This is a genomic window from Streptomyces sp. LUP47B (assembly GCF_001746295.1).
Lineage (GTDB): Bacteria > Actinomycetota > Actinomycetes > Streptomycetales > Streptomycetaceae > Streptomyces.
The window spans coordinates 478,083-503,543 of the sequence record NZ_MJAH01000015.1; the positions used below are offsets into that span (position 1 = coordinate 478,083).

The 25,461-nt window shown below is 70.6% G+C and carries 23 protein-coding genes and 1 rRNA gene; 14 read left to right on the plus strand and 10 right to left on the minus strand.

What is annotated here, in order from left to right; genetic code table 11:
* Positions 1–34: 34 nt before the first annotated feature.
* From cseC to BFN33_RS37675, 5 genes are all read right to left on the minus strand, one after another.
* Positions 35–1,369 (minus strand): two-component system sensor histidine kinase CseC, encoded by a 1,335-nt coding sequence (gene cseC / locus BFN33_RS37655; protein ID WP_069764669.1) that lies wholly within the window; start codon positions 1,367–1,369, stop codon positions 35–37.
* 17 nt (positions 1,370–1,386) lie between these two features.
* Positions 1,387–2,091, minus strand: a complete 705-nt coding sequence (cseB, locus tag BFN33_RS37660; protein ID WP_069764670.1) for a two-component system response regulator CseB — start codon at positions 2,089–2,091, stop codon at positions 1,387–1,389.
* Between the two features lie 66 nt (positions 2,092–2,157).
* Positions 2,158–2,835 carry a hypothetical protein gene (locus BFN33_RS37665; RefSeq protein ID WP_069764671.1) on the minus strand — a complete coding sequence of 226 codons (678 nt, stop codon included), beginning with the start codon at positions 2,833–2,835 and terminating at the stop codon, positions 2,158–2,160.
* Positions 2,820–3,362 carry a SigE family RNA polymerase sigma factor gene (locus tag BFN33_RS37670; protein ID WP_069764672.1) on the minus strand — a complete coding sequence of 181 codons (543 nt, stop codon included), beginning with the start codon at positions 3,360–3,362 and terminating at the stop codon, positions 2,820–2,822. The genes BFN33_RS37665 and BFN33_RS37670 overlap by 16 nt, the downstream gene beginning before the upstream one ends.
* A 235-nt stretch (positions 3,363–3,597) precedes the next feature.
* Complete coding sequence (locus tag BFN33_RS37675) at positions 3,598–4,551, minus strand: A/G-specific adenine glycosylase (protein WP_069764673.1); 954 nt, start codon at positions 4,549–4,551, stop codon at positions 3,598–3,600.
* Positions 4,552–4,896: 345 nt separating this feature from the next.
* On the opposite strand from BFN33_RS37675, the gene BFN33_RS37680 reads away from it, so the two are divergent.
* Positions 4,897–5,754 carry a hypothetical protein gene (locus tag BFN33_RS37680; RefSeq protein ID WP_079141205.1) on the plus strand — a complete coding sequence of 286 codons (858 nt, stop codon included), beginning with the start codon at positions 4,897–4,899 and terminating at the stop codon, positions 5,752–5,754.
* Between the two features lie 87 nt (positions 5,755–5,841).
* Here BFN33_RS37680 and disA read toward each other — a convergent pair whose 3' ends face one another.
* The gene (gene disA / locus BFN33_RS37685) at positions 5,842–6,966 is read right to left on the minus strand and encodes a DNA integrity scanning diadenylate cyclase DisA (RefSeq protein ID WP_007383787.1); all 1,125 of its coding nucleotides are present in this window, start codon (positions 6,964–6,966) and stop codon (positions 5,842–5,844) included.
* Between the two features lie 80 nt (positions 6,967–7,046).
* The gene (gene radA / locus BFN33_RS37690) at positions 7,047–8,456 is read right to left on the minus strand and encodes a DNA repair protein RadA (RefSeq protein ID WP_069764675.1); all 1,410 of its coding nucleotides are present in this window, start codon (positions 8,454–8,456) and stop codon (positions 7,047–7,049) included.
* 537 nt (positions 8,457–8,993) lie between these two features.
* Between radA and BFN33_RS37695 the strand changes: the two genes are divergently transcribed.
* Positions 8,994–10,670: a sigma-70 family RNA polymerase sigma factor gene (locus tag BFN33_RS37695; protein ID WP_069764676.1), complete on the plus strand. Its 1,677-nt coding sequence runs from the start codon at positions 8,994–8,996 to the stop codon at positions 10,668–10,670.
* A gap of 19 nt (positions 10,671–10,689) precedes the next feature.
* Here the strand turns inward: BFN33_RS37695 and BFN33_RS37700 are convergent, their stop codons facing one another.
* Positions 10,690–11,547, minus strand: coding sequence for a hypothetical protein (locus tag BFN33_RS37700; protein ID WP_069764677.1), 858 nt, complete (start codon positions 11,545–11,547; stop codon positions 10,690–10,692).
* Between the two features lie 71 nt (positions 11,548–11,618).
* Here BFN33_RS37700 and BFN33_RS37705 point away from each other — a divergent pair, with 71 nt between their 5' ends.
* The 4 genes from BFN33_RS37705 to ilvD all read left to right on the plus strand — a co-directional run bounded on the left by BFN33_RS37705 (position 11,619) and on the right by ilvD (position 16,153).
* The gene (locus tag BFN33_RS37705) at positions 11,619–12,560 is read left to right on the plus strand and encodes a Ppx/GppA phosphatase family protein (protein ID WP_069764678.1); all 942 of its coding nucleotides are present in this window, start codon (positions 11,619–11,621) and stop codon (positions 12,558–12,560) included.
* A 116-nt stretch (positions 12,561–12,676) separates the two neighbouring features.
* Entirely contained in the window at positions 12,677–13,501 is an 825-nt protein-coding gene (locus BFN33_RS37710) for a sugar phosphate isomerase/epimerase (RefSeq protein WP_057612466.1), read from the plus strand.
* Positions 13,502–13,551: 50 nt separating this feature from the next.
* On the plus strand, positions 13,552–14,163 hold the full coding sequence (locus BFN33_RS37715) for a TetR/AcrR family transcriptional regulator (protein ID WP_069764726.1): 612 nt from the start codon (positions 13,552–13,554) through the stop codon (positions 14,161–14,163).
* Between the two features lie 136 nt (positions 14,164–14,299).
* On the plus strand, positions 14,300–16,153 hold the full coding sequence (gene ilvD / locus BFN33_RS37720; RefSeq protein ID WP_069764679.1) for a dihydroxy-acid dehydratase: 1,854 nt from the start codon (positions 14,300–14,302) through the stop codon (positions 16,151–16,153).
* Positions 16,154–16,226: 73 nt separating this feature from the next.
* On the opposite strand, the gene BFN33_RS37725 is transcribed toward ilvD, so the two are convergent.
* Complete coding sequence (locus BFN33_RS37725; RefSeq protein WP_069764680.1) at positions 16,227–18,314, minus strand: serine/threonine-protein kinase; 2,088 nt, start codon at positions 18,312–18,314, stop codon at positions 16,227–16,229.
* Positions 18,315–18,496: 182 nt separating this feature from the next.
* Between BFN33_RS37725 and BFN33_RS37730 the strand changes: the two genes are divergently transcribed.
* From BFN33_RS37730 to proC, 7 genes are all read left to right on the plus strand, one after another.
* Complete coding sequence (locus BFN33_RS37730; protein ID WP_069764681.1) at positions 18,497–18,814, plus strand: SH3 domain-containing protein; 318 nt, start codon at positions 18,497–18,499, stop codon at positions 18,812–18,814.
* 45 nt (positions 18,815–18,859) lie between these two features.
* Positions 18,860–19,165: an SH3 domain-containing protein gene (locus BFN33_RS37735; protein WP_069764727.1), complete on the plus strand. Its 306-nt coding sequence runs from the start codon at positions 18,860–18,862 to the stop codon at positions 19,163–19,165.
* Between the two features lie 44 nt (positions 19,166–19,209).
* Positions 19,210–19,719 carry a hypothetical protein gene (locus tag BFN33_RS37740; RefSeq protein ID WP_069764682.1) on the plus strand — a complete coding sequence of 170 codons (510 nt, stop codon included), beginning with the start codon at positions 19,210–19,212 and terminating at the stop codon, positions 19,717–19,719.
* 137 nt (positions 19,720–19,856) lie between these two features.
* The gene (locus BFN33_RS37745; protein ID WP_069764683.1) at positions 19,857–20,636 is read left to right on the plus strand and encodes a class I SAM-dependent methyltransferase; all 780 of its coding nucleotides are present in this window, start codon (positions 19,857–19,859) and stop codon (positions 20,634–20,636) included.
* Between the two features lie 66 nt (positions 20,637–20,702).
* Positions 20,703–21,527, plus strand: coding sequence for an ABC transporter ATP-binding protein (locus BFN33_RS37750; protein WP_069764684.1), 825 nt, complete (start codon positions 20,703–20,705; stop codon positions 21,525–21,527).
* Entirely contained in the window at positions 21,524–22,309 is a 786-nt protein-coding gene (locus tag BFN33_RS37755) for an ABC transporter permease (RefSeq protein WP_069764685.1), read from the plus strand. Before BFN33_RS37750 ends, BFN33_RS37755 begins: the two co-directional genes overlap by 4 nt.
* A gap of 86 nt (positions 22,310–22,395) precedes the next feature.
* Positions 22,396–23,208: a pyrroline-5-carboxylate reductase gene (proC, locus tag BFN33_RS37760; protein WP_069764686.1), complete on the plus strand. Its 813-nt coding sequence runs from the start codon at positions 22,396–22,398 to the stop codon at positions 23,206–23,208.
* Positions 23,209–23,368: 160 nt separating this feature from the next.
* Here the strand turns inward: proC and trpS are convergent, their stop codons facing one another.
* Positions 23,369–24,430, minus strand: coding sequence for a tryptophan--tRNA ligase (trpS, locus tag BFN33_RS37765; protein ID WP_069764687.1), 1,062 nt, complete (start codon positions 24,428–24,430; stop codon positions 23,369–23,371).
* Between the two features lie 840 nt (positions 24,431–25,270).
* On the opposite strand from trpS, the gene BFN33_RS37770 reads away from it, so the two are divergent.
* Positions 25,271–25,461, plus strand: a 16S ribosomal RNA gene (locus BFN33_RS37770); the annotation flags it as partial.

Here is a 25,461-nt window from a genome sequence, read left to right on the forward strand (position 1 = left end):
TCCGTCGCGGGGGAGGGCCTGATGCCGGCGTGGGTCACGGCAGCATCTGGTGGCTGCCCGTGGCCGTAGGTGCGTGTTCCGGCAGCCACAGCACTGCGACCGCGCCCTCCGCCGGGGAGCCCTGCGGGAGGCCGACCGGACGGACGTTGCGGAATGTCAGCCGTGCTCCCAGCACCCGTGCCTGCCCCGCCGCGATGGTCAGTCCGAGTCCGTGGCCGTGGCCCGCGCGGTCCGCGCTGCCCGTGCGGAAGCGGCTCGGGCCGTCCGCGAGGAGGTCCTCGGGGAAGCCGGGGCCATGGTCGCGGACGCGGATGACCCGGCCCTCGACGGTGACCTGGACGGGCGGCTTGCCGTGCCGGGCGGCGTTGGCGAGGAGGTTGAACAGCACGCGCTCCAGGCGGCGCGGGTCGGTCGTGACCTCCGACTCGTGCACCACGCGCACCTCGATCTCCGGGTCCTTGGCCGCCACCCGCCGGGCGACGAACTCGCCGAGCAGGATGTCCTGGAGCTCCGCCCGCTCGGAGGCACCGTCGAGACGGGCGACCTCCAGGACGTCCTCGACAAGGGTGCGCATGGCTTTCGCCCGGTCCAGGACCAGTTCCGTGGGGCGGCCCGGAGGCAGCAGTTCCGCCGCCGTCAGCAGACCCGTCACCGGTGTCCGCAGCTCGTGCGCGATGTCCGCGGTGACCCGGCGCTCGGCCTCCAGCCGCTGCTGGAGCGCGTCCGCCATGGCGTCCACCGCGCTGGCGAGGTCATCGGTCTCGTCCCGTACGACCCCGCCGATCGCGTCCCGCACCCGTACGTCCGTGTCCCCCTTGGCCATCTGGTTGGCCGCGGCCGCGGCCTTCCGCAGCCGCCGCGACAGCTGCCCGCCGATGAGCACGCCGAGCGCGCTGCCGCCGAGGACCACCGCGATGGAGCCGATCACCAGGGCCTGGTCGAGGTCGTTGAGGATGTCGGTGCTGCGGTCGGTGAACCCGGTGTGCAGGGACAGCACATGGCCGCCCTTGACCGGGACGGCCGCCCAGATGTCCGGGCCCCGGTCGGGCCGGTCGGAGACGTACGTCGCCCGGCGGCCCTCCTCGACCTTCTCGCGCAGCGCGGGCGGCAGATGACGGTCGTCGACCGCGATGCTGGGGAAGTTCGGCTTGCCCGTCAGCTCGTAGTTGCGCTGGGCGATCTGGATCCGCTCGTCCGCGAGGTCGCGCGCGTTGTCCAGCATCGAGACACGCGCCGCGTTGTGCACGACCAGACTGAGCGCGACCGCCACGAGCGCGCCGACCAGCGCGATCGCCGCGCTCAGCTTCCACCTCAGCCCGGTCCGCACGGCCACCCGCTCCGCCACCGGTCCCCGAAGGATCCCCCGCATACCCCAGGCCCCCCTGCTCAGGCCTTCAACTTGTAGCCGAAGCCACGGACCGTCTCGATCCGGTCCTGGCCGATCTTCGTCCGCAGCCGCTGCACATGGACGTCGACGACCCGGGTGTCACCGCCCCAGCCGTAGTCCCACACCCGCTCCAGGAGCTTGTCGCGGGACAGGACCGTGCCGGGCGCGGAGGAGAACTCGAGCAGCAGCCGCATCTCGGTGGGGGTGAGCGCGACCGGCTGCCCGGCCCTGCGCACCTCCATGCCCTCGGTGTCGATCTCCAGCTCGCCGAAGGACAGCACGCCCCCGGCTGCCGCGTCCGCGCCCTCCTCGCCCCGGTCGGCCCCGCCCGCGTGCCCGAAACGGCGCAGTACCGCACGGATCCGGGCGACCAGGACGGCACCGTCGAACGGCTTGGTGACGTAGTCGTCGGCGCCGGCCTCCAGCCCCAGCACCACGTCGATCGAGTCGGCGCGCGCCGACAGCATGATCACCGGCACGGTGGACTCGTCGCGGATACGGCGGCACAGGCTGACCCCGTCCAGGCCCGGGACCATGACGTCCAGCAGGGCGATGTCGGGGCGGTCCGCACGGAACGCCTCCAGGCCCGACAGTCCGTCGGGCATGGCGGTGACCGCGAAGCCGTCCCGCTCCAGGGCGAGTTGGGTGGCCTCGCGGATGACGTCGTCGTCCTCGACGAACAGCACGTGGGTCTGGTCTGCCATCCGGGTGCTCTCACTCTTCGGTGTCGATGCGGTCACTGGGGGATCGTTCCGGGCGGCCCGATCGGTTCAGTGGTCGGGCACCGGTGTCGGATCCGTGCCGACGACATTGCCGTAGTCGCTGTGCGTGCGGTACACGGCGGCGAACTTCCCCCTGGCCCAGCGGTACGTGATCACATTCTCGCCGGACGGGTCCGACACCGCGTCACCCTTCTCATACACCTGTTTGGTCACCACCAGGTCGCCGCGGTCGATCTCGGCGTAGACCGGAGGCTCCTCGGTCTGGAAGACATTCTGGTACGAACCGTCTCGCTCGCGATACACGTACGAGCCGACGCCCACCAGATCCGCACAGGTCACGACGTTGACGACGACGTCGTCGGCCGAGCCGCCGGTGAGGTCACCGTAGAACAGGTCGACGGGGTACTGGTCGGTGCCGCAGGGCTCCAGATCGCGCTTGATCGCCTCGGAGACCTTCGGGTCCGATCTGAGGAGAGCGACCGCGTCCTTCCGGTCCAGCCGCGGGGAGGCCAGGGCGGACGGCAGGGCGGAGGGTGAGACGCCGCCTTCCGCGACCGCGTGCGCCGGACCCTCGTCACGGGTGCCGGTGCCGCCGGTGGCGCAGGCGGAGACGAAAAGGGCGAGGGCGGCCAGCACGACCACCGCCGTGCTCGCCGCCTGGAAGATCCCCCGGACCGGAGTGAGGTCCGGCCGGGTGGGCCCGGGCTCGCTCAGGCCGCCGTGCAACGCTCCCGCTCCTCACGCTCCAGCGCGCGTGCGTCCAGATCGCGGGCCTCCAGCTCCTCACGGAGCCGGGCGAGCGCCCGGTGCAGCGTGCTCTTGACCGTTCCGGCCGACATGCCGAGGGCGGCGGCCGTCTCCTCCGTGGACATCTGCTCCCAGTGTCGCAGCACCACGACACTGCGCTGCTTGGGGGCGAGCACCTTCATGACGTCCATCAGCAGGGCGCGGTCCGCGTGCTGCTCGGTGGAGTCGTCGACCGAGGCGTCCGGGAGCTGCTCGGTCGGCACCTCCTCCAGCTTGCGCGCCCGCCACCACTCGGTGCGGGTGTTGATCATCACCCGGCGCAGATAGGCGTCCGCGAGCCGCTTGTCCTCGATGGTCTCCCAGCGGCCGTACGTCCGTACGAGCGCCGTCTGGAGCAGGTCCTGCGCGTCGACCGGGTCCGGGACCAGACGGCGTGCGCTGCGCAGCAGCGCGTCCTGCCGGGTGCGGACGTACTCCTCGAACTCGAGCACCTCGCCCTGCGCCATGTAGACCGCCTCCTGATCCCCGTTCCGGCAGTCCCTGCCGGTTCTCATCGCGTGTGCGCCGCCTGGTGTGCGGCATGGCAATCAAGCTACGGAGCAGTTGTCACGGGGCTGTGCGGAGCAGCGCGCGGCTGGCAATAGGCTGTCCGTCGGTTGTGTAACGGAAGCCGAAAAGGGGTAAACCGGCGCGGTAATTCGCGCCGGTTCGGGGGGATTTGCCGGTTGGCTCCGCGTCGGACTACGTCAACGGCAGCCGATACAAACCACCCGGCAGGGGTTCCACGAGCCCGTCCGCGACCAGACCGTCCAGCGCCCGCGCCCGCTGTACCGGTTCGTGCCACACCCGGTCGAGAACCGCCTGCGGCACCGGCGCATGAGCCTCCCGCAGCACGGCGAGCAGCTTGCCGCGGACCTGGCGGTCGGTACCGGCGTACGTCTGCCCGCGCCGCGGCGGCCCGTTGTGCTCGGGCTTGCCCGCGAGCCGCCAGGCGCACTGGGCGGCGATGGGGCAGCGCACACAGGTCTCGTTCTTGGACGTGCACACCAGCGCGCCCAGCTCCATCGAGGCGGCGGCCCAGCGCGCGGCGACGCTCTCGTCCTCCGGCAGCAGCGCGCGGGCGAGCTTGCGCTCGGCGGCCGTGGTGGCGTTCGGCGGGTACTGCACGCCGGTCACCGCCCGCGCGAACACCCGCCGCACATTGGTGTCCAGCACCGCGTGGCGCTGCCCGTACGCGAAGGAGGCGACGGCGGCGGCCGTGTACTCGCCGATCCCGGGCAGCGCGAGCAGCTGCGCGTGGTTCGTCGGTACGTCACCGCCGTGCCGTTCCGTTATGGCGACCGCGGCGCCGTGCAGCCGCAGCGCCCGGCGCGGATAGCCGAGCCGGCCCCAGGCGCGCACGGCCTCGCCGGGCGCCTCCGCGGCCAGATCGGCGGGCCGCGGCCATCGCGCGAGCCACTGCTCGTAGACCGGCAGCACCCGGTTCACGGGCGTCTGCTGGAGCATGAACTCACTGACCATCACCCCCCACGGACCGGCCTCGGGCCGCCGCCACGGCAGATCCCGGGCGTGCTCGTCGAACCAGTCGATGACGGGGGAGTGCAGGCCCGCTCCGGGAGGAGCGTTGGTGATGCCGTCGGCGGGGCCGCTGTGCGGGGGCTGGGACTGGGGCTGGGGCTTTGTGGGAGCAGTCATGGCCTTCCGATCCTGCCATGCCGGAGGTGGCGGACGGGTGTTCTGAGAGACGGGTCGCTCGGACCGGTTGTGCGCCACAGCCGTGGCCAGAGGTGCAAGGCTGCGATCGCGAACACGCCGTACGTCCACGTTCCGGCCGTGGGTCGTCACTCCCGCGGGGTGACCTTCATGGTCACGGACCGTGAGGAGCGGGCCGGTTCGCTCACGATCCGCTGTCGGCACGTGTCAGGCCTGGCGGAAGTACCGGGTGGGACCGCCGAATCCGGGATGATGATCCGGAAAAGTTGTGACGCCCGGCGGCGGGTGAGGGCGGTGAACTCGCCGATCTCTCGTACAGTTTGCGCCGTGGGATCTCTGCGCAATCCGGTCGGGCCGCTTCCCTCCTCCATCTACTGGCGACGGAGGGCCGTCATGCTGTCCGTCCTCGCCGTGCTGGCGCTGCTGATCGCATGGATCGTCAGCTCCGGCGGCGGAGGCGACAAGAACGGCGCGGACGGCTCCAACGGCAAACATCCCACCCCCTCGACGATCAGCCCCGGGCCGTCAGGTTCCGGCCCCGCGATCAGTCAAGCGCCGGGCGGGCGCGACGAGTCGACGACCGGTGGGGACACCGGCGGCGGTTCGGGATCGGGCTCAGGTTCGAGTTCCGGTACCGGGGCCGGAACGGGTGGCAGCTCGGGCGCCGGTGGTGAGACCGGTACGGGCGGCTCCGCCGGGGCAGCCGGGTCCGGTGGCGCGGGGAGTGGCGGTACGGGTACCGGAGTGGGGCAGGGCGACGTTCTTCCGGCCGGCTCCACGCTGCCCAACTGCACCGCCGGTGCGGTGAAGTTGAGCGTGCGGAGTCTGCGCAACGCCTACGACCCCGACCAGAAGCCCACGTTGCTGCTGACCGCGACCAACTCCTCCGGCAGTGACTGCAAGGTCGATCTCGGTCCGAAGCGCGCGGTGTTGACGATCACTCAGGCCGGTGAGGACGACCCGTACTGGTCGTCCGCCGACTGTCCCGCGACCGCGGGCAACCTCGTCTACCGGGCTCCGGCCGGCAGCAGCATCACGTACACCGTGAAGTGGGACCGCAAGCCGAGTGCGCCGCAGTGTGCGACGCCTGCGGCCGGGGCGGCCGGGGCGGGGACCTACCTGGTGGAGCTCAAGGCGCCGGGGTATACGACCGCGCAGGCTTCGTTCGTGCTGGAGAACGACTAGCCGGCGAACGGCCGACCGGCGAACGGCCGACCGGCGAACGGTCGGCCGGAGAACGGCTGAGGGGGTCCCGGCCCCCAATACGTCCCGTTATACGTACCGTTCCAGGATCGAGCTCTCCGCCAGGCGGGACAGGCCCTCTCGGACGCTCCTCGCCCTGGCCTCGCCCACTCCGTCCACTGTCTGCAGGTCGTCCACGCTTGCCGCGAGGAGCTTCTGGAGGCCGCCGAAGTGCTCCACCAGGCGGTCGATGATCGCGCCTGGCAGGCGGGGGACCTTGGCCAGCAGGCGGAAGCCGCGGGGCGAGACGCCCGAGTCGATCGCCTCGGGGGAGCCGGTGTAGCCCAGGGCGCGGGCGACCGTGGGGAGTTCGAGGAGCTCCGCGTGGGTCAGGGCGTCCAGTTCGTACAGCGCCTCCTCGACCGTGCGGGAGCGCTTCGCGGTGGGTTCGGGGACGTAGTCACGGACCACCAGTTCGCGTTCCGGCTCCACGCCCGCGATCAACTCGTCCAGCTGGAGGGCGAGGAGGCGGCCGTCCGTGCCGAGTTCGACCACGTACTCGGCGATCTCCGTGGCGATACGGCGGACCATCTCCAGGCGCTGGGCCACGGCAGAGACGTCCCGGACCGTCACGAGGTCCTCGATCTCCAGCGCGGAGAGCGTGCCCGCGACCTCGTCCAGGCGGAGCTTGTAGCGCTCCAGGGTCGCCAGGGCCTGGTTCGCGCGGGACAGGATCGCCGCCGAGTCCTCCAGGACACGGCGCTGTCCGTCGACGTACAGGGCGATGAGGCGCATCGACTGGGAGACGGAGACCACAGGGAAGCCGACCTGCTTGCTCACGCGGTCCGCGGTGCGGTGCCGGGTGCCCGTCTCCTCCGTCGGGATCGTCGCGTCGGGCACGAACTGCACGCCCGCCCGCAGGATCTTCGACAGGTCGGACGAGAGCACGATGCCGCCGTCCAGCTTGCACAGCTCACGCAGACGCGTGGCCGCGAACTCGACGTCCAGGACGAAACCGCCCGTGCACATCGTCTCCACCGTCTTGTCGAAGCCGAGCACGATGAGTCCGCCGGTGTTGCCGCGCAACACCCGCTCGAGGCCGTCGCGCAGGGGGGTGCCGGGGGCCACGGCGCTCAGGGAGGCGCGCATCAGGCCATCGGAACCGGCACTCCCACCGGACTTTCCGGGAGCTGCCGCCCGGTCGTTGGCTGCCACTGCTCTCCTCCGGTCGCGGGGTCTTGGACGCTCCCGTGTCGTCGTTCGGTTCGTACGGACGGGCGAGACCAGGGCAAAGTCTACCGGCGGTCTTCCTCGTCCCGTGGGGCCTCTCGCCGACGCGAGCGCGGAAGGACCCTCAGGGCGTCCCCTATGTCCGCGACTTCCAGGACCTTCATGCCGGCCGGGATCTTGCCGGGATCACCCGGTACGAGGGCGTGCGTGAAGCCCAGACGGTGTGCTTCGGAGAGCCTGCGCTGGACCCCCGTGACCCGTCTGACCTCGCCTGCGAGGCCGACTTCGCCGATCGCGACGAGGTTCTTGGGCAGCGGGGTGTCGCTGGCGGCCGACGCCAGGGCGAGGGCGATCGCCAGGTCCGCGGCAGGTTCCGAAAGCTTTACACCACCGACCGTTGCGGAGTAGATGTCCCGCTTGCCGAGTGCGCTGATCCGGCCTCGCTGCTCCAGGACGGCGAGCATCATCGAGACGCGGGAGGTCTCCAGACCGGAGGTGGTGCGCCGGGGCGAGGGGATCTGTGAGTCGACGGTGAGCGCCTGGACCTCGGCCACCAGAGGGCGGCGGCCCTCCAGGGTGACGGTGAGACAGGTGCCGGGGACCGGTTCGGCACGACGTGTCAGGAAAAGTCCGCTCGGGTCGGCGAGGCCCGTGATGCCCTCGTCGTGCAGTTCGAAGCAGCCGACCTCGTCGGTGGCGCCGTAGCGGTTCTTGACGCCTCGTACGAGCCTGAGGCGCGCGTGCCGGTCGCCCTCGAAGCTGAGGACCACGTCCACGAGGTGCTCGAGCAGGCGCGGGCCAGCGATCGCGCCGTCCTTGGTGACATGGCCCACCAGGAGGGTGGACATCCCGCGTTCCTTGGATGCCCGGATCAGTGCCCCGGCCACTTCGCGCACCTGGGCCATGCCGCCGGGGGCACCGTCGATCTCGGGGGAGGCCACCGTCTGCACCGAGTCGAGGATCAGCAGGGACGGCTTCACCGCGTCCAGGTGTCCGAGGACCGCGGACAGGTCGGTCTCGGCGGCGAGATACAGATGGTCGTCGATCGCGCGGATGCGGTCGGCGCGCATCCGGACCTGGCTTGCCGACTCCTCGCCGGTCACATAGAGCGTGCGGTGCTCGTCGCTCGCCGACTTGGCCGCCACGTCCAGCAGCAGCGTGGACTTGCCGACGCCGGGTTCGCCCGCGAGCAGCACCACGGCGCCGGGCACGAGGCCGCCGCCGAGCACCCGGTCCAGCTCGGGCACGCCGGTGGAGCGGGCGGTGGCCTGACGGCCGTCGACCTGGCCGATGGGCACGGCGGAGGTGGTGACGCGGCCCGGTGTCGTCGTACGCACCGCGGGCGCGCCGTACTCCTCGATCGTCCCCCAGGCCTGGCACTCGGGGCAGCGACCGAGCCACTTGGCCGTCTGCCAGCCGCACTCGGTGCAGCGGTAGGACGGACGCTCCTTGGCGGACTTCGTACGGGCAGCCATGCACGAACCGTAACCGCCACCACTGACAACCCGGCCGCCGCCCACCGGCCGGCATGCGCCCCGGCATCCGGACCAACGCGGTCCCCGGCTTCGGGACTACCCCGGCTTCGGCTTCGGGACGAAAGCGGCCCGCGGCTTCGGGACTACCCCGGTCTCGGCTTCCGGACCAACGCGGTCCCCGGCTTCCGGACTACCCCGGCTTCCGGACCAACCCGGCCCGCGGCTTCGGAACTACCCTGGTCTCGGCTTCCGGACCGACCCGGCCCGCGGCTTCTGGACCGACCCGGCCCGCGGCTTCTGGACCGACCCGGCCCGCGGCCTCTGGACTACTCCGGCTTCGGCTCCCGGACCAACCCCGTCCCCGGCATCCGAATCGTCCAGCGCCCCGCGCCCCGCGCGCGAACCGGCCACGTCACGACGGGAACGAGCCACGGAATCGCGGGTTCCTGTCCCCTATTGAGGGATCGTTTCACCCGTACGGAGTAAATGTGCTCGAGGCGCCGGAAGGGGCCATCTTCCGCCCCCTACGGTCCACGGATGATGAGCAGCAGTCCGGAGACCTCGACCCGCACCACCGGCGCGCACCGGGCGCAACGGGAGGAGCGCGACCGCGGTGCCGCGCGCACGCCGGCGCAGGGGCCGCCCGCGCGCTACGAGCCGCACCTGGACGGCCTGTTCACCTACTGCCTGTCCGTGCTGTGCGACCACGACGCGGCGATCGCGGCCCTCGGCGACGTCCTCGCGCTCGCCGAGAGACGCGGCGGCCCGGACGCGGCCGGCGATCGCAGGGCCTGGCTGTACGCGCTGGCCCGCTGGGCCTGTCTGCGCAAGCTGGCCGCGGCCAAGCAGAAACGTCAGGCCACCCACGCGGCGGGACGTCACGGAGCGTCCCAGAAGCCCGCCGAACCCCCGGTCGCCGAGGACCTGCAGGAGGGGCGCCGCCGCGAACTCGCCCTGCTGGCTTGGCCGGAGGCGGCCGGTACGACACCCGAGCAGCGCGAGGCGCTCGAACTCGCCGTACGTCACCACCTCGCCGCCCACGAGGTCGCCGCCGTCCTCGGCATGGACCTCGCCGGCGCCCGCGAACTGCTCGCCTCCGCCGCCTGCGAGGTCGAGCGCACCCGCGCGGCCCTCGCCGTCGTCGAGACCGGCGACTGCCCGAGCGTGGCCCGGCTCACCGGCGACAGCCAGTTCGTGCTCAGCTCCGCCCTGCGCCGCGAACTCGTGCGCCATGTCGACGACTGCCCCCTCTGCCGCCGCAGTGCCGAGCGCGCGATTCCCGGACGCTGGCCCGGAGTCATGACCACGCCCGCCGAACTGCCCGTGCTCGAAGCACCGCGCGCGGAGTTGCACATGGCACCGGCACACCCGTCACGCGCGCGTGGCGCCGCCGTGCCGCGCTTCGACCGGCGCGGCTTCCCGATGGATCCCAAGGACCGGGCCGCCCGCCGCGACCGTCTGCGCGCGCGTGCCGTCACCACGACCGTCGTCGCCACTGTCGTCGCCGCCCCCGTGCTCGCCCTGTGGGCCGCCTACCGGGGCGGTCCCGGCGAGGGGGTCGACGGCCACTCCGCGAGCGCCAGCGAGGCGCACGGGCCCGGCAGCCTGGACGGCGAGACGGCGAGCGGCGGCTACCAGAACGCCGGCAACGCCCGCACCGAGCCCGGTAACCGCTTCACCAAAGACGGCCGCCCCGACGTCTCCGTGGAGGTCGTCAGCGTCGCCGGGGCGGGGCGGAAGGGCGCCGTGCACCTGGAGGTCGGCGCCGGCAACAGCGGCGACACCACGCTGATCACCCTCACCGCGACCGGCGACGCCCCGGTCCGCTGGTCGGCCACCACGGGAGCCTCCTGGCTCTACCTCAGCCGGTCCTCGGGAACCCTGAGACACGGCGAGTCTTTGACGATCAAGGTGCACGTCGACCATCTGCGCGAGCCCTCCGGCCCCTGGACCGCGCGCGTGGCGATCTCACCGGCCGGCGCGGTCGTCACCATCCAGGGCTACGGCAGGGCGCCCGCACCGTCCGACCCCGGCGTGCCGACGCCACCTCCGCCCAGCCCCAGCCCCGTGCCCTCGGCCCCCTCGGATCCCACACCCAGCGACCCTCCGTCCTCGTCCCCCTCCCCGACCCCACCGGACCCCACCCCGTCCGACCCGGCGAGCCCGACGCCCCCGCCCACGGGCAGCGGCGACCCGAGCCCGTCCGCGTCGTAGCGGATGCGCTGCCGGGCGCTCAGTGGGTCGGGTCCGCCGGGTGCGGTGCCAGCAGGGGCAGCTGGGAGGCCAGACGCTCCTCGCAGAGCTCGACGAGGCGGTCGTAGCCCGCCTTGCCCATCAGCTCGATCAGCTCGGGGCGGTAGGAGACGTACACCGGGTCGCCGGCGCCGTGTGCCGAGGTCGCCGACGTGCACCACCAGTGCAGGTCGTGGCCGCCCGGACCCCAGCCGCGCCGGTCGTACTCGCCGATCGACACCTGGAGCACCCGGGTGTCGTCGGGCCGGTCGATCCAGTCGTACGTCCGCCGCACCGGAAGCTGCCAGCAGACGTCCGGCTTGGTCTCCAGCGGCTCACGGCCCTCCTTCAGGGCCAGGATGTGCAGCGAGCAGCCCGCGCCGCCCGCGAAGCCCGGCCGGTTCTGGAAGATGCAGGAGCCCTGGAAGGGCCGGGTCTGCCGGTCGCCGTCCTCGTCCTGCGAGACCCAGCCGTTCGCCGTGCCCTCGTCGTGGTGCTGCCAGAGGTCCGGAGTGAGTCGCGCCACATGTTCGGCGACCCGCTTCTCGTCGTCCTCGTCGGAGAAGTGGGCACCCAGCGTGCAGCACCCGTCGTCCGCGCGGCCCGCCTGGATGCCCTGGCAGCCACTGCCGAAGATGCAGTTCCACCGAGAGGTCAGCCATGTCAGATCGCAGCGGAAGACCTGCTCGTCGTCCGCCGGATCCGGGAACTCCACCCACGCGCGTGCGAAGTCGAGTCCCTTCTCGTCGGCCTTCAGAGCCTTCATGGCCTTCTTCGACTGCTTGGGTGGCTTCACCCGCGAAGGACCGCCGGCAGGTTCGGCCGTTTTGTCGTCCTTCACCTTTTTCGTCTTTGGCACGCGTCCAGGGTAAGTCGCCCGAGGCCCCTCCGGAGACAGTCGAACGCCCAGCTGGCAGTAGCGTTCCCTACATGAGACTCGGTGTCCTCGACGTGGGATCGAACACGGTGCATCTGCTGGTGGTGGACGCACACCCCGGCGCCCGCCCCCTGCCCGCGCACTCGCACAAGGCGGAACTGCGCCTTGCTCAACTCCTCGACGAGGCCGGGGCGATCGGTCCCGAGGGCGTCGAGAAGCTGGTCGCGGTCGTCAAGGACGCCCTCCAGGCCGCCGAGGACAAGGGCGTGGAGGACCTGCTCCCGTTCGCCACCTCCGCCGTCCGCGAGGCCAGCAACGCCGACGACGTCCTCGCGCGCGTGCGGGCCGAGACCGGCGTCGAGCTCCAGGTCGTCACCGGCGCCGAAGAGGCCCGCCTCACCTTTCTCGCCGCCCGCCGCTGGTTCGGCTGGTCGGCGGGCAAGCTCCTGGTCCTCGACATCGGCGGCGGCTCCCTGGAGATCGCCTACGGCATCGACGAGGAACCGGACGCGGTGGCCTCCCTCCCGCTGGGCGCGGGCCGGCTCACGGCAGGCTGGCTCCCCGGCGACCCCCCGGATCCGGACGCCATCCGGACCCTGCGACGCCACGTACGCGCCCAGATCGCCCGCACGGTCGGCGAGTTCGCCCGCTTCGGCGCCCCCGACCACGTGGTCGCCACCTCCAAGACCTTCAAGCAGCTGGCCCGCCTGGCAGGCGCGGCCCGCTCGACGGAGGGCCTCTACGTCCAGCGTGATCTGAAGCGCGAGTCCCTGGAGGCCTGGGTCCCGAGGCTGGCCGGCATGACGACGGACCAGCGGGCGGAACTCCCGGGCGTGTCGGAGGGCCGGGCGAACCAGCTCCTGGCGGGCGCCCTGGTGGCCGAGGGGGCGATGGATCTGTTCGGTGTGGAAAAGGTGGAAATCTGCCCCTGGGCGCTGCGGGAAGGCGTCATCCTGCGCAGACTTGACCATATGGGATCGGTTCAGGGCATATAGGGGCGCGCGGAACGGCGCGAGCAACCCTGGTGCACCCGCACCCGCCCAGTGGCAATCACCACAACGGCGAATAGGCACCCCGCACCCCACCCACGGCAACCCGTAATCTGTCCCCCATGGCAGAGCCAGTCGTACGGATCCCGGATGCGAAGGTCGCCCTGTCGACGGCCTCCGTCTACCCGGAGTCGACGGCGACGGCCTTCGAGATCGCCGCACGCCTCGGATACGACGGCGTCGAGGTCATGGTGTGGACCGACCCGGTCAGCCAGGACATCGAGGCCCTGCGCCGCCTCTCCGACTACCACGGCATCCCCATACTCGCCGTGCACGCCCCCTGCCTGCTCATCACGCAGCGCGTGTGGTCCACGGACCCCTGGGTCAAGCTCCAGCGCGCCCGGGCGGCGGCCGAGAAGCTGGGCGCGAGCACGGTCGTCGTACACCCGCCGTTCCGCTGGCAGCGCCAGTACGCCCGTGACTTCGTCAGCGGGATCTGGCGGATGGCGAACGAGACGGATGTACGGTTCGCCGTCGAGAACATGTACCCCTGGCGCTACCGCGACCGCGAGATGCTCGCCTACGCCCCCGACTGGGACGTCACCAAGGACGACTACCGGCACTTCACGATCGACCTCAGCCACGCGGCGACCTCCAGGACCGACGCGATGCAGATGGTCGACCGGATGGGAGACCGTCTCGGTCATGTGCACCTCGCCGACGGCAAGGGCTCCGCGAAGGACGAGCACCTCGTGCCCGGCCGCGGCGCCCAGCCCTGCGCCGAGCTCCTGGAGCGCCTCGCACTGAGCGGCTTCGACGGCCATGTCGTCATCGAGGTCAACACCCGCCGCGCGATGTCCGGCGCCGAACGTGAGGCCGACCTCGCCGAGGCCCTGGCCTTCACCCGCCTCCATCTGGCCTCGGCGGTTCAGGTGCCCCGGCGGTGAGGAACCACGCGGGCGTTCCGGCAGTGGGTGACAGTGAGGGTGCCCCGGCCGTGAGGGACGTCACCGCGCGGAAGCGCGGCCGGCCCCGCCGTACGGAATCGGACGCGGCCGGTACCCGCGACCGGATCCTCCTCGCGGCCCGGGAGGAGTTCGCCGAGCGGGGCTACGAGAAGACGTCCGTGCGCGGGATCGCCAAGGCCGCCGGGGTCGACGCGGCCCTGGTCCACCACTACTTCGGCACCAAGGAACAGGTCTTCGAGGCGGCCGTGGAGGTCGCCGCCGCGCCCGCGCTGAGTGCGCCCGACGCGCTCGACGAGGGTCCGCTGGAGGACGTCGGAGAGCGCCTCACCCGCTTCATCTTCGGCGTCTGGGAGAACCCGGCGACGCGCATGCCGATCCTGGCGATCGTCCGCTCCGCCGTGACCAACGAGACGGCGGCCACCGTCTTCCGCCGGCTCGTCGCCGCCCAGCTCCTGCGCCGCATCGCCGACCGGCTGGACCTGCCGGACGCCGAGCTGCGGGCCGAACTTGCGGCCGCGCAGCTCGTGGGGACGGCCATGCTGCGGTACGTGATCAAGGTGGAACCGCTGGCGTCGACGGACATCGAACAGATCATCGCGCGGGTGGCCCCCGTGGTGCAGAGCCATCTGACCGGACCCTGACTCCGAGACGTGCGTCCCGCATTCCGGACACCCTGTCCCGACCCCTGGATGACCGGCGTACGCTCGTTAGCAGTCAGAAGTCTCATACGACCGTCTCTGAAGTCTCTGACGACCGTCTCTGAAGGAGCGAGCGACGATGCCCGAGCTGAGGTCCCGCACAGTCACCCACGGCCGCAACATGGCGGGCGCACGCGCCCTTATGCGCGCCTCCGGTGTACCCGGTGCGGACATCGGCCGCAAGCCGATCATCGCGGTCGCCAACTCCTTCACGGAGTTCGTGCCGGGCCACACCCACCTGCAGCCCGTCGGCCGGATCGTCTCCGAGGCGATCGTGGCGGCGGGCGGCATCCCGCGGGAGTTCAACACGATCGCCGTCGACGACGGCATCGCGATGGGCCACGGCGGCATGCTGTACTCCCTCCCCTCCCGCGACCTGATCGCGGACTCGGTGGAGTACATGGTCGAGGCCCACTGCGCCGACGCCCTGATCTGCATCTCCAACTGCGACAAGATCACCCCGGGCATGCTGAACGCCGCGCTGCGGCTGAACATCCCCACGGTCTTCGTCTCGGGCGGCCCGATGGAGTCCGGCCGCGCGACCCTCGTGGACGGCACGGTCCGCACCCTCGACCTGGTCGACGCGATGTCCGAGGCCGTGAACGAGAAGATCTCGGACGCGGACATGCTCCGTATCGAGGAGAACGCCTGCCCGACCTGCGGCAGCTGTTCCGGCATGTTCACCGCCAACTCGATGAACTGCCTCACGGAGGCCATCGGCCTCTCCCTCCCCGGCAACGGCTCGGTCCTGGCCACGCACACGGCCCGTAAGCAGCTGTACGTCGACGCGGCCGACACGGTCATGGACATCACCCGCCGCTACTACGAGCAGGACGACGAGACGGTCCTGCCGCGCAACGTCGCCACCTTCGCGGCCTTCGAGAACGCCATGGCTCTCGACATCGCCATGGGCGGCTCGACCAACACGATCCTGCACCTGCTGGCGGCGGCCCAGGAGGCGGAGATCCCGTTCGGCCTGGCGGAGATCGACGAGGTCTCGCGCCGCGTCCCCTGCCTCGCGAAGGTCGCCCCGAACGTGGCGAAGAACCGCACGTACTACATGGAGGACGTGCACCGCGCGGGCGGCATCCCCGCCCTCCTCGGCGAACTGCACCGCGCGGGCCTGCTCAACGAGGACGTGCACTCGGTGCACAGCCCCTCGCTCGCGGACTGGCTCAAGACCTGGGACGTCCGCGGCGGCTCGCCGTCCCCGAAGGCCCTGGAACTGTGGCACGCGGCCCCCGGCTGTGTCCGCTCCGCCGAGGCCTTCTCCCAGTCGGAGCGCTGGGCGTCCCTGGACGAGGACGCCGCGGAGGGCTGCATCCGCAGCGCCGAGCACGCGTACTCCAAGGACGGCGGCCTGGCGGTCCTCAAGGGCAACCTGGCGGTCGACGGCTGCGTCGTGAAGACGGCCGGCGTCGACGAGTCGATCTGGCGGTTCGAGGGCCCGGCGGTGGTCTGCGAGTCGCAGGAGCAGGCCGTCGAGAAGATCCTGCTGAAGGAGATCAAGGAGGGCGACGTCGTCGTCATCCGCTACGAGGGTCCCAAGGGCGGCCCCGGCATGCAGGAAATGCTCTACCCGACCTCGTACCTGAAGGGCCGCGGCCTCGGCAAGGCCTGCGCCCTGATCACCGACGGCCGCTTCTCCGGCGGCACCTCCGGCCTGTCCATCGGCCACGCCTCCCCGGAGGCCGCGGCCGGCGGCACCATCGCCCTCGTCGAGGACGGCGACCGCATCCGCATCGACATCCCCGGGCGGACGATCGAGCTCCTGGTCGACGAGCAGGAGCTGGCCCGCCGCGAAGCCGCGCTGGATGGCGCCTACGCCCCGAAGCACCGCGAGCGCAAGGTCTCGGCGGCACTGCGGGCCTACGCGGCGATGGCCACCAGCGCCGACAAGGGCGCCGTGCGGGACGTGTCGAAGCTGGGCTGAGGTTCGCTCCTCACTCCGCGAGAGTCCGGGGCCGTCCCTTCTGGGGCGGCCCCCCTTTTTTTCTCTCGGTGCGCTACCAGTCCGAGGGATCGCGGGCGTCCACGGCGAAGACGGTGCCGTCGGGGGCGGTGGCGTAGACGTGGTGGTGGGAGAGGACGGGGTTGGGCAGTGCGCCGGCGACCGTGCCCGAGTTCGAACCGAGGCGCGCCGGCGTCTGACCCACGAGTCCTCCCTTGCCGGCATCGACGGCGAGCAGTCGGCCGTCGGCAGCGGTGAAGTACACATGGCTGCCGTCGGCGACCGGCACGGAACCACGGCTCACGGACGTTTCGAGATTCCAGAGGCGCTTACCCGCCTCCGTGTCCACGGCATCCAGGGAACCGCTCGCCGCCAGCACATAGACCGTGTTCCCGTACACGGCGGCCTGGGCGTCGGGGCGTGCCACCGGAAGTTTCACCCGGCGCGACGCCTTTGACGCCGGGGTGTAGCGAACAACGGCATCCGTGTAGGCGTACGAGTTGTTCGTGGAGAGGAAGTAGACGGATCCGTCGTGTACGCCCACGGGGGTCAGGTTTCCGCTCAGCCGTGCGTCCCAGCGCACGGCTCCGGTGGCCGGATCCACCGCGGTGACCCGGGTGCTCAAGGCATCGTTGGAGACGTTCGTCGTGTAGGCCAGCGGGTCTCCGGCGAACGAGACGAAGGACGGCATCGGCTGACCCGGTATGCGCAGGCTCCACTTGGTGTCGCCCGTCGAGGCGTCCATGCCGGTGACCGTCCCGTCGGGGAGCGTGAGCAGGAGCGTCCCTCCGGCGATCCGCATGGCATGGTGTGCGGGCAGGGGCTGCCGCCAGCGCGCTTTGCCCGAGTCGGGGGCGAGCGCTTCCAGGCGTCGCCCTTCGTCCACCATCGGCTGCACGAGACCACCCCCGACGACCGGCGGCTTGCTGGGGGTCGACTCGGCAACGGAGTGCCGCCACAACATGGCGCCGTCGGACGGGTTCAGGGCGAAGATCACGCCGGACTGCGCGCAGACCAACTGACGTGTGCCGTACGAGCATTGGGCGGCACCCTTGACTTTCGACAACGGTTTCGCCTCCCAACCGACGAACCCGGAAGCCGTGGGCTTGTCGCCGCCCTTGGCCGCGGCGGGGGCGCTGTCACCGAGCCACTGAACGGAGGCGAACAGCCCGGCCACCATGAGCACGGCGGCGCCGGCGGCGAGGACCGCCTTTCTGGAAGGACGCCTTTTGGGCCGTGAGGCCTGCGCTCTCGGTTCGGGCGTCGGTACGTCACCCGTGCGCTGCGCCGGTATGAACGCCTGCGTGTCGTACGACGCCGCCACAGACCGCAGCTCCCGCATCAACTCGTCGGGCGTGGGCCGGTCCTCGGGCTCCTTGGCGAGACACCGCACGATGAGCGGAGCAAGGTTCGTCGGTACGCCGGTCAGATCCGGCTCGTCGTGCACGACCTGGTAGGCGACCACGTACGGACTGTCGGAATCGAAGGGTCCCCGCCCAGTCGCCGCATGCACCATCACGGACCCGAGCGCGAAGATGTCGGCAGCGGGCCCGACCTCCCGGGGCCGCCGGAACTGTTCGGGCGCCATGAACGGCGGAGTCCCGATCAACTTCCCGGTCTCGGTGCGCAGTTCGCTGTCCTTTGGCCGAGAAATACCGAAGTCGATGACCTTCGGCCCGTCCTCGGCGAGCAGGACGTTGCTCGGCTTGAGGTCCCGGTGCACGACCCCGACCCGATGGATGTCACGCAGCGCCTCGGCCAGGCCCGCCATCAGGCGCCGCAACTGGTCGGGCTCCATCGGGCCGTTCCGCTTCACCTCGTCGGAGAGCGTCGGCCCGGGAATGAACAGGGTGGCCATCCAGGGCCGCCCGGCATCGGGGTCGGCATCGACGACGGACGCGGTGAACGCCCCGCTCACCTTCCGCGCCGCGGCCACCTCCTGCCGAAAACGCCCCCTGAACTCGGGATCCTTCGCGAACTCGGCATGAACGATCTTCACCGCGAGCTTCATGCCCGAGGCGCTGCGCGCGACATGCACGACGCCCATCCCGCCGGACCCGAGACATGACTCCAGCCGGTAGTGACCGGCGTACTCGGGAAGTTCCGCTTCCGCGCCCGCTCCGGTGTTGCCCTGTGGCGCCATGGAACCACCCCCGTGCTGATCGTCCGCGCGCGCGACGCACGGAGCCTAGTCGATGACTCGTACGGGACAGAGGAGGCTTGCTAGTCTCCGCGTGCGAGTTGCGTACATGTGTTTCATGGCGTGATTTAGGGGAATCAACGGGACCCCATGGCAGCCATGGGGAGCAACGGGGGAGGAATTTCATGTCAGTTGACCGTGTGGAAGAAACCGGGAACGTCGAGCAGGCCGCGTCCCTGACGGCGGCAGCGGCGATTCGCTACTACTCGATCGCACCCGGAACCCGGCTCAACGTCCGCAGCGGCCCCGGCACGAGCTACAGCGTCGTGCGGGTGCTGCCCGAGGGCTCCAAGGTGCCGATCTACTGCCAGGCCCCGGGTACTTCGGTTTCCGGCCCCTACGGCACCAGCAACATCTGGGACAACATCAGCAACGGCCAGTACGTCTCCGACGCCTACGTACTCACCGACAGCGACGGCTACGTGGCCGACCGCTGCTCCTGAGCCTCACGGGGGATCCTCATGACAGCCCTGAAACGCAGATCCATCATGCTCTTGGGTCTCACGAGCGCCCTCCTCATGGTGGGCGCCGCCAACGCCGAGGCCGTCCACTACTACGACACCGCCCCGGGTAATCGACTGAACGTCCGCCGCGGCCCCGGAACGCAGTACGGCATCGTCCGCGTCCTGCCCGAGGGCGCGAAGGTGGCGATCTACTGCCAGACGCCGGGCGAGACGGTGTCGGGCTACTACGGCACGTCGAACATCTGGGACAACATCGCGAACGGCGAGTTCGTCTCGGACACCTACGTCCTCACCGGCAGAGACGGCTACGTCGCCTCACGCTGCGCCTGATCCCCGAAGGGAGCCCGCCCCCGCCCCGGAGCCATAATCGTCCCGTGAGCGACGAATCCGGCACCCAGGACATCCCCGCGGGCTCCCCCGAGGGCGGCCCCCGCCCCGAACCGATCCGCTTCTTCGGCACGACCTGGGTCAACCACGACAACGGCTACCCCCTCCGCCGCGTCGGCGCAGCCACCGGCTCGCTCGCAGCCGCCGTCGCCTCCTGTCTGATCCTCCGCGTCGCCTACGAGGGACTCCAGATCGCCGACACCGGCAGCTTCGTGACCGTCCTCGTCGTCGCGATGTTCGCGATCTGCAGCGCACTGGCGTTCCGCAACATATGGGACGGCTTCGGCAAGCACCCCGACCCGGACCGCCAGGCCTCCCTCCGCGGCCTCCTGGCCATCGGGTTCGTCGGATCCCTCCTCGCGTACTTCTTCCGCTCCCTCACGGAGGCGCCGGGCGAGAAGCTGCACCGAGAGGAGTACGAGGCGGCGCTGAGGGAGCACGCGAAGCGGGGCGCTCGCCGCACGGGCAACCCCTCGAAGAAGAAGCGCCGCCGCTGAGGGCGTTCGGGCGGCCGTAGCGCCGGCGCGCCGGAGCCGTGGAACGGGCACAGTCCCGCGCCCTTTCAGGCGCCCGCCCCTCCGGCTCTCACCGAAAACTCACCGCGCCCCACCCGCGCCCCGGCCACCATGGCCCTATGACGGCTTCCTTCCACACCACCCGAGCCCACTCCTTCAACACCGCCGCAGCCCAGTACGCCGCCAACCGCCCCTCCTACCCACCCGCCCTCCTCGACGCCGTCGAAGAACTCGCCGACCGGCCCCTCGCCGGTTCGCGGGTCGCCGACATCGGGGCCGGTACCGGCATCGCGACCGCTCTGCTGCACGCCCTGGGCGCCGAGGTCGTCGCGGTCGAACCCGGAGACGGCATGGCGGCGCAGTTCCGCCGTACGCACCCCGGCATCCCGATCCTCAGGGGCGACGGCAACGACCTCCCCCTCCGCACGGACGCCGTCGACTTCCTGACCTACGCCCAGTCCTGGCACTGGACCGACCCCGCCCGCGCGGTCCCCGAAGCCCTCCGCGTCCTGCGCCCCGGCGGCGCGCTCGCCCTGTGGTGGAACACCCACGCCCTCGACGTGCCGTGGATCACCCGTCAACTGGACCGCATCGGGGAGCACTTCAAGGCCTACGGCGCCCACCCGGCCGTCGAGGTGAGCGGCAACGGAGCCCGGTCGGCCCTGGCCGACCCCACCGGCCGCCTGGACTTCACCGACCGGGTGGTCCGCTGGAGCCGCCGCGTCCCCGTCGACACCCACCTCGCCAACATCGGCAGCCACTCGCTGTTCCTGGTCGCGGGCGAGGAGCACGCGGGCGCCTTCCTCGCCGAGGAGCGGCGGATCCTGCTGGAACTCTTCCCGGACGAGACCGTCGAGGAGACCTACGACGTCGAATTGCTGGTCGCCGTCAACGCCTGACCCCGCCGAGCTGCAGGGGGCCGACTCGCTTGACGGTCAGAGCCCCCCGAGAGCATTATTCATCGCATGGTGAATAAAGAGTCGGGGTCACCCGACGGCAGCGACGACAACACGGGCCAAGGGCCCGCCACCCCCGCCGTCCACGCCGACGGCCTCACCGTCGTCCGAGGCCCCCGCACCGTCCTGCGCGGTCTCGCCTTCGACGTCCCACGCGGCCAGATCACCGGCCTCCTCGGTCCCTCGGGCTGCGGAAAGTCCACGCTGATGCGCTCGATCGTCGGCACCCAGGCCAAGGTCACCGGCACCCTCGACGTCCTCGGCCGGCCCGCGGGCCACCCCACCCTCCGCACCCGCATCGGCTATGTCACCCAGGCCCCCTCCGTCTACGACGACCTGACCGTCCGCCAGAACCTCGACTACTTCGCCGCGATCCTCGCCCCCGGCCGAGCCGCCGCCGACCGCCGCCACTCCGACGTCACCCAGACCATCACCGACGTCGACCTCACCACCCACGCCGACTCCCTCGCCGGCAACCTCTCCGGCGGCCAGCGCAGCCGCGTCTCCCTCGCTGTGGCCCTCCTCGGCACCCCCGAACTCCTCGTCCTCGACGAACCCACCGTCGGCCTCGACCCCGTCCTGCGCCGCGACCTGTGGAACCTCTTCCACGACATCGCCGCCCGCCGCGGCGCCACCCTCCTCATCTCCTCCCACGTCATGGACGAGGCCGAGCGCTGCCACCGCCTCCTCCTGATGCGCGAGGGCGAGATCCTCGCCGACGACACCCCCGAGGCCCTCCGCACCCGCACCCACTCCGACACCGTCGAGGAGGCCTTCCTCCACCTGGTCGACCAGGCCGTCGAGGCAAGCCGCACCAAGGAGCCCACGCGATGACCACGACCACCACGCCGAACCTCGCGCCCGCTCCCACCAGCGCCCTCAACCTCTCCCGCACCACCGCCACCGCGGCCAGGGTCCTGCGCCAGCTCCGCCACGACCCGCGCACCATCGCGATGATGATCCTGATCCCCTGCGTGATGCTCTTCCTGCTGCGCTACGTCTTCGACGGCAGCCCACGCACCTTCGACAGCATCGGCGCCTCCCTCCTCGGGATCTTCCCGCTGATCACGATGTTCCTCGTCACCTCCATCGCCACCCTGCGCGAACGCACCTCCGGCACCCTCGAACGCCTCCTCGCCATGCCACTGGGCAAAGGCGACCTCATCGCCGGCTACGCCCTCGCCTTCGGCGTCCTCGCGATCATCCAGTCCGCCCTCGCGACCGGCCTCGCCGTCTGGTTCCTCGGCCTCGACGTCATCGGCAGCCCCTGGCTCCTGCTGCTGGTCGCCCTGCTCGACGCCCTTCTCGGCACCGCCCTCGGCCTGTTCGTCTCGGCCTTCGCGGCCTCCGAGTTCCAGGCCGTCCAGTTCATGCCGGCCGTGATCTTCCCCCAACTCCTCCTCTGCGGGCTCTTCACCCCCCGCGACAACATGCACCCCGTCCTGGAGACCATCTCCGACGTCCTCCCCATGTCCTACGCCGTCGACGGCATGAACGAGGTCCTCAGGCACACGGACATGACGGCGACCTTCGTCCGCGACGCACTGATCGTGGCGGGCTGCGCACTTCTGGTCCTGGGCCTGGGCGCGGCCACACTCAGGCGCAGGACCGCATAGGACCGCGCAGGAGCAGCCACCGACCCCATGTCCCGCCCAGCGGACACGCACCCTGCACGCCCCGACCCGGTGCCAGACTGAACGGCATGAGTCAGAAAGTCGCAGTCCTCGGCACCGGTAAGATCGGCGAAGCCCTGCTCAGCGGAATGATCCGCGCCGGCTGGGCCCCGGCCGACCTCCTGGTCACCGCCCGCCGCCCCGAGCGAGCCGAAGAACTCCGCAGCCGTTACGGAGTCACCCCGGTCACCAACCCGGAAGCCGCGAAGACCGCCGACACCCTGATCCTCACGGTCAAACCGCAGGACATGGGCACCCTCCTCGACGAACTCACCCCGCACGTCCCGGCCGACCGCCTGGTCATCAGCGGCGCCGCCGGCATCCCCACCTCCTTCTTCGAGGAGCGCCTCGCCACCGGCACCCCCGTCGTCCGTGTCATGACCAACACGCCCGCCCTGGTCGACGAGGCCATGTCGGTCATCTCCGCCGGCACCCATGCCACCGCCGACCACCTCGCCCACACCGAGGAGATCTTCGGCGCCGTCGGCAAGACGCTCCGCGTCCCCGAGTCCCAGCAGGACGCCTGCACCGCCCTCTCCGGCTCCGGACCGGCGTACTTCTTCTACCTGGTCGAAGCCATGACGGACGCCGGCATCCTCCTCGGCCTGCCCCGCGACAAGGCCCACGACCTGATCGTCCAGTCCGCGATCGGCGCCGCGACGATGCTCCGCGACAGCGGCGAACACCCAGTGAAGCTCCGCGAGAACGTCACCTCCCCCGCGGGCACCACCATCAACGCCATCCGCGAACTCGAGAACCACGGCGTACGCGCCGCCCTCATCGCCGCCCTCGAAGCTGCCCGCGACCGCAGCCGCGCCCTGGCCTCCGGCAAGAAGGACTGACGCCCACCGGGGGCGGTCACCCCGCCGCGGCCACCACTTCCATCGTGGCCACCACACGAGCGAAGCCGCCCCCGCGCAGCGAGACCGCCGACGCCTGCGCCACCTCGTCCGCACGCGCTTCGGCAGCGAGGTCACGATGCGCCGGCACTGGCCCACGCGCCTACCGGGCAGCGTTCAGCACGACCTCACCGCCGACCGCGCCGGTATCCACCCCGACCGGATCGGAAGTGGCCGGTAGCAGTCCGATCGCCCGATAAGCGGCATCCACGGTCGGCCGCGCCATCGCCCGCGCTCTCTCCGCGCCATCCCGCAGCACCCCCTCCACATAGCCAGGATCCGCGCACAACTCCTTGTGCCTCTCCTGCACGGGCCTCAAGACCTCGACCACAGCCTCGGCGGTGTCCTTCTTCAAGGCGCCGTACGACTCATATACACCGCTCAGCTCCGATGGGTTCCCACCTGTGCAGGACGCGAGGATCTCCAGCAGATTCGCCAGGCCGGGCCGCGCCTCCCGGTCGTAGACGACCTCCCGCCCGCTGTCGGTCACGGCCCGCATCACCTTCTTCCGCACGACATCCGGCTCGTCGAGCAGATAGACGATCCCCGGCCCGGAGTCGTCGGACTTCCCCATCTTCGACAGCGGGTCCTGAAGGTTCATCACCCGCGCGCCCACCTTGGGCAGGGTGGCCCGGGGCACCACGAACGTGTAGCCGTACCGCTGGTTGAACCGCACCGCCAGATCCCGCGTCAACTCCACGTGCTGAGCCTGGTCATCCCCGACCGGTACCTCGTCGGCCCCGTACGCCAGGATGTCCGCCGCCATCAGCACGGGATACGTCAGCAACGACAGCCGCACACTGCCGCCCCGCGCCCGCTCCCGAGCGGCCTTCTCCTTGTATTGGATCATCCGGCGCATCTCGCCGTCCGTGGCCACGCACTCCAGCACGTACGACAGCCGCGCATGCTCGTCCACATGACTCTGTACGAACACGGTGCACAGTTCGGGATCCAGCCCCGCCGCGAGCAGCAGCGTCGCCGCCTGTCGACTCAGCCGGCACACCCGCGCCGGATCATGGTCGACGGTCAGGGCGTGCAGGTCGACGATGCAGAACAGCGACTCGGCCCGGTGCTGGTCGACGGTGACCCACTGCCGCATGGCTCCCAGATAGTTCCCCAGCGTCAGATGCCCCGTCGGCTTGACCCCGCTGAAGACCCGCGTCATCTCTCCACCTCCTGGTCGAGGCCGCCGTCCTCGGCCGGCCGACCCTCAGGAGTCCTGGAGGGAGATACGCGAACGGCCGCCGAGGCGGCGGCCGTTGAGTGCATACGTGAGCACGGCCGCCGTCAGGCGGCCCACCACAGCTGGGTGCACGTACGCGTAGTCATGTCTGCCACCGTACGCCTCTGAGCGCCCGTCCGGACCTGAGTTGACACGCCCCATCCGGGTACGTAGTGTTCTCCGAGTTGTCCGACGTGAGCGCCGACCCCGGTCGGTCCCCGGACAGCCATTCCGCAGGTACCAGCCAACAAACGACGACAGTCGCTCTGTCTGCCGTCGCTGCATTGGCGTGCGTATTCGCGAAATGAGGAATCCACGTTCGAAAGGACGGTGGCCCCCGATTAGCTCGGGAGCCGGGAATCCGCTAAAGTCTCACTCGTCGGAACGGCCCAACGGCCGGGAAGACAAGCCCCGCTGACTGGGAATCAGGCCCGAAAGGATCTGATAGAGTCGGAACCGCCGGAAAGGGAAACGCAAGAGCGGGAACCTGGAAAGCACCGAGGAAATCGGAACCGGAAACGGTCTGATAGAGTCGGAAACGCAAGACCGAAGGGAAAAGCCCGGAGGAAAGCCCGAGAGGGTGAGTACAAAGGAAGCGTCCGTTCCTTGAGAACTCAACAGCGTGCCAAAAATCAACGCCAGATATGTTGATACCCCGTCTCCGGCCATCATGGTTGGGGCGAGGTTCCTTTGAAGAAAACACAGCGAGGACGCTGTGAGCGACTGCCTTATTCCGGTGGTCGCTCCGCTCTCGTGATGTGTGCACCCGATTACGGGTAAACATTCACGGAGAGTTTGATCCTGGCTCAGGACGAACGCTGGCGGCGTGCTTAACACATGCAAGTCGAACGATGAACCACTTCGGTGGGGATTAGTGGCGAACGGGTGAGTAACACGTGGGCAATCTGCCCTTCACTCTGGGACAAGCCCTGGAAACGGGGTCTAATACCGGATACCACTACCGCAGGCATCTG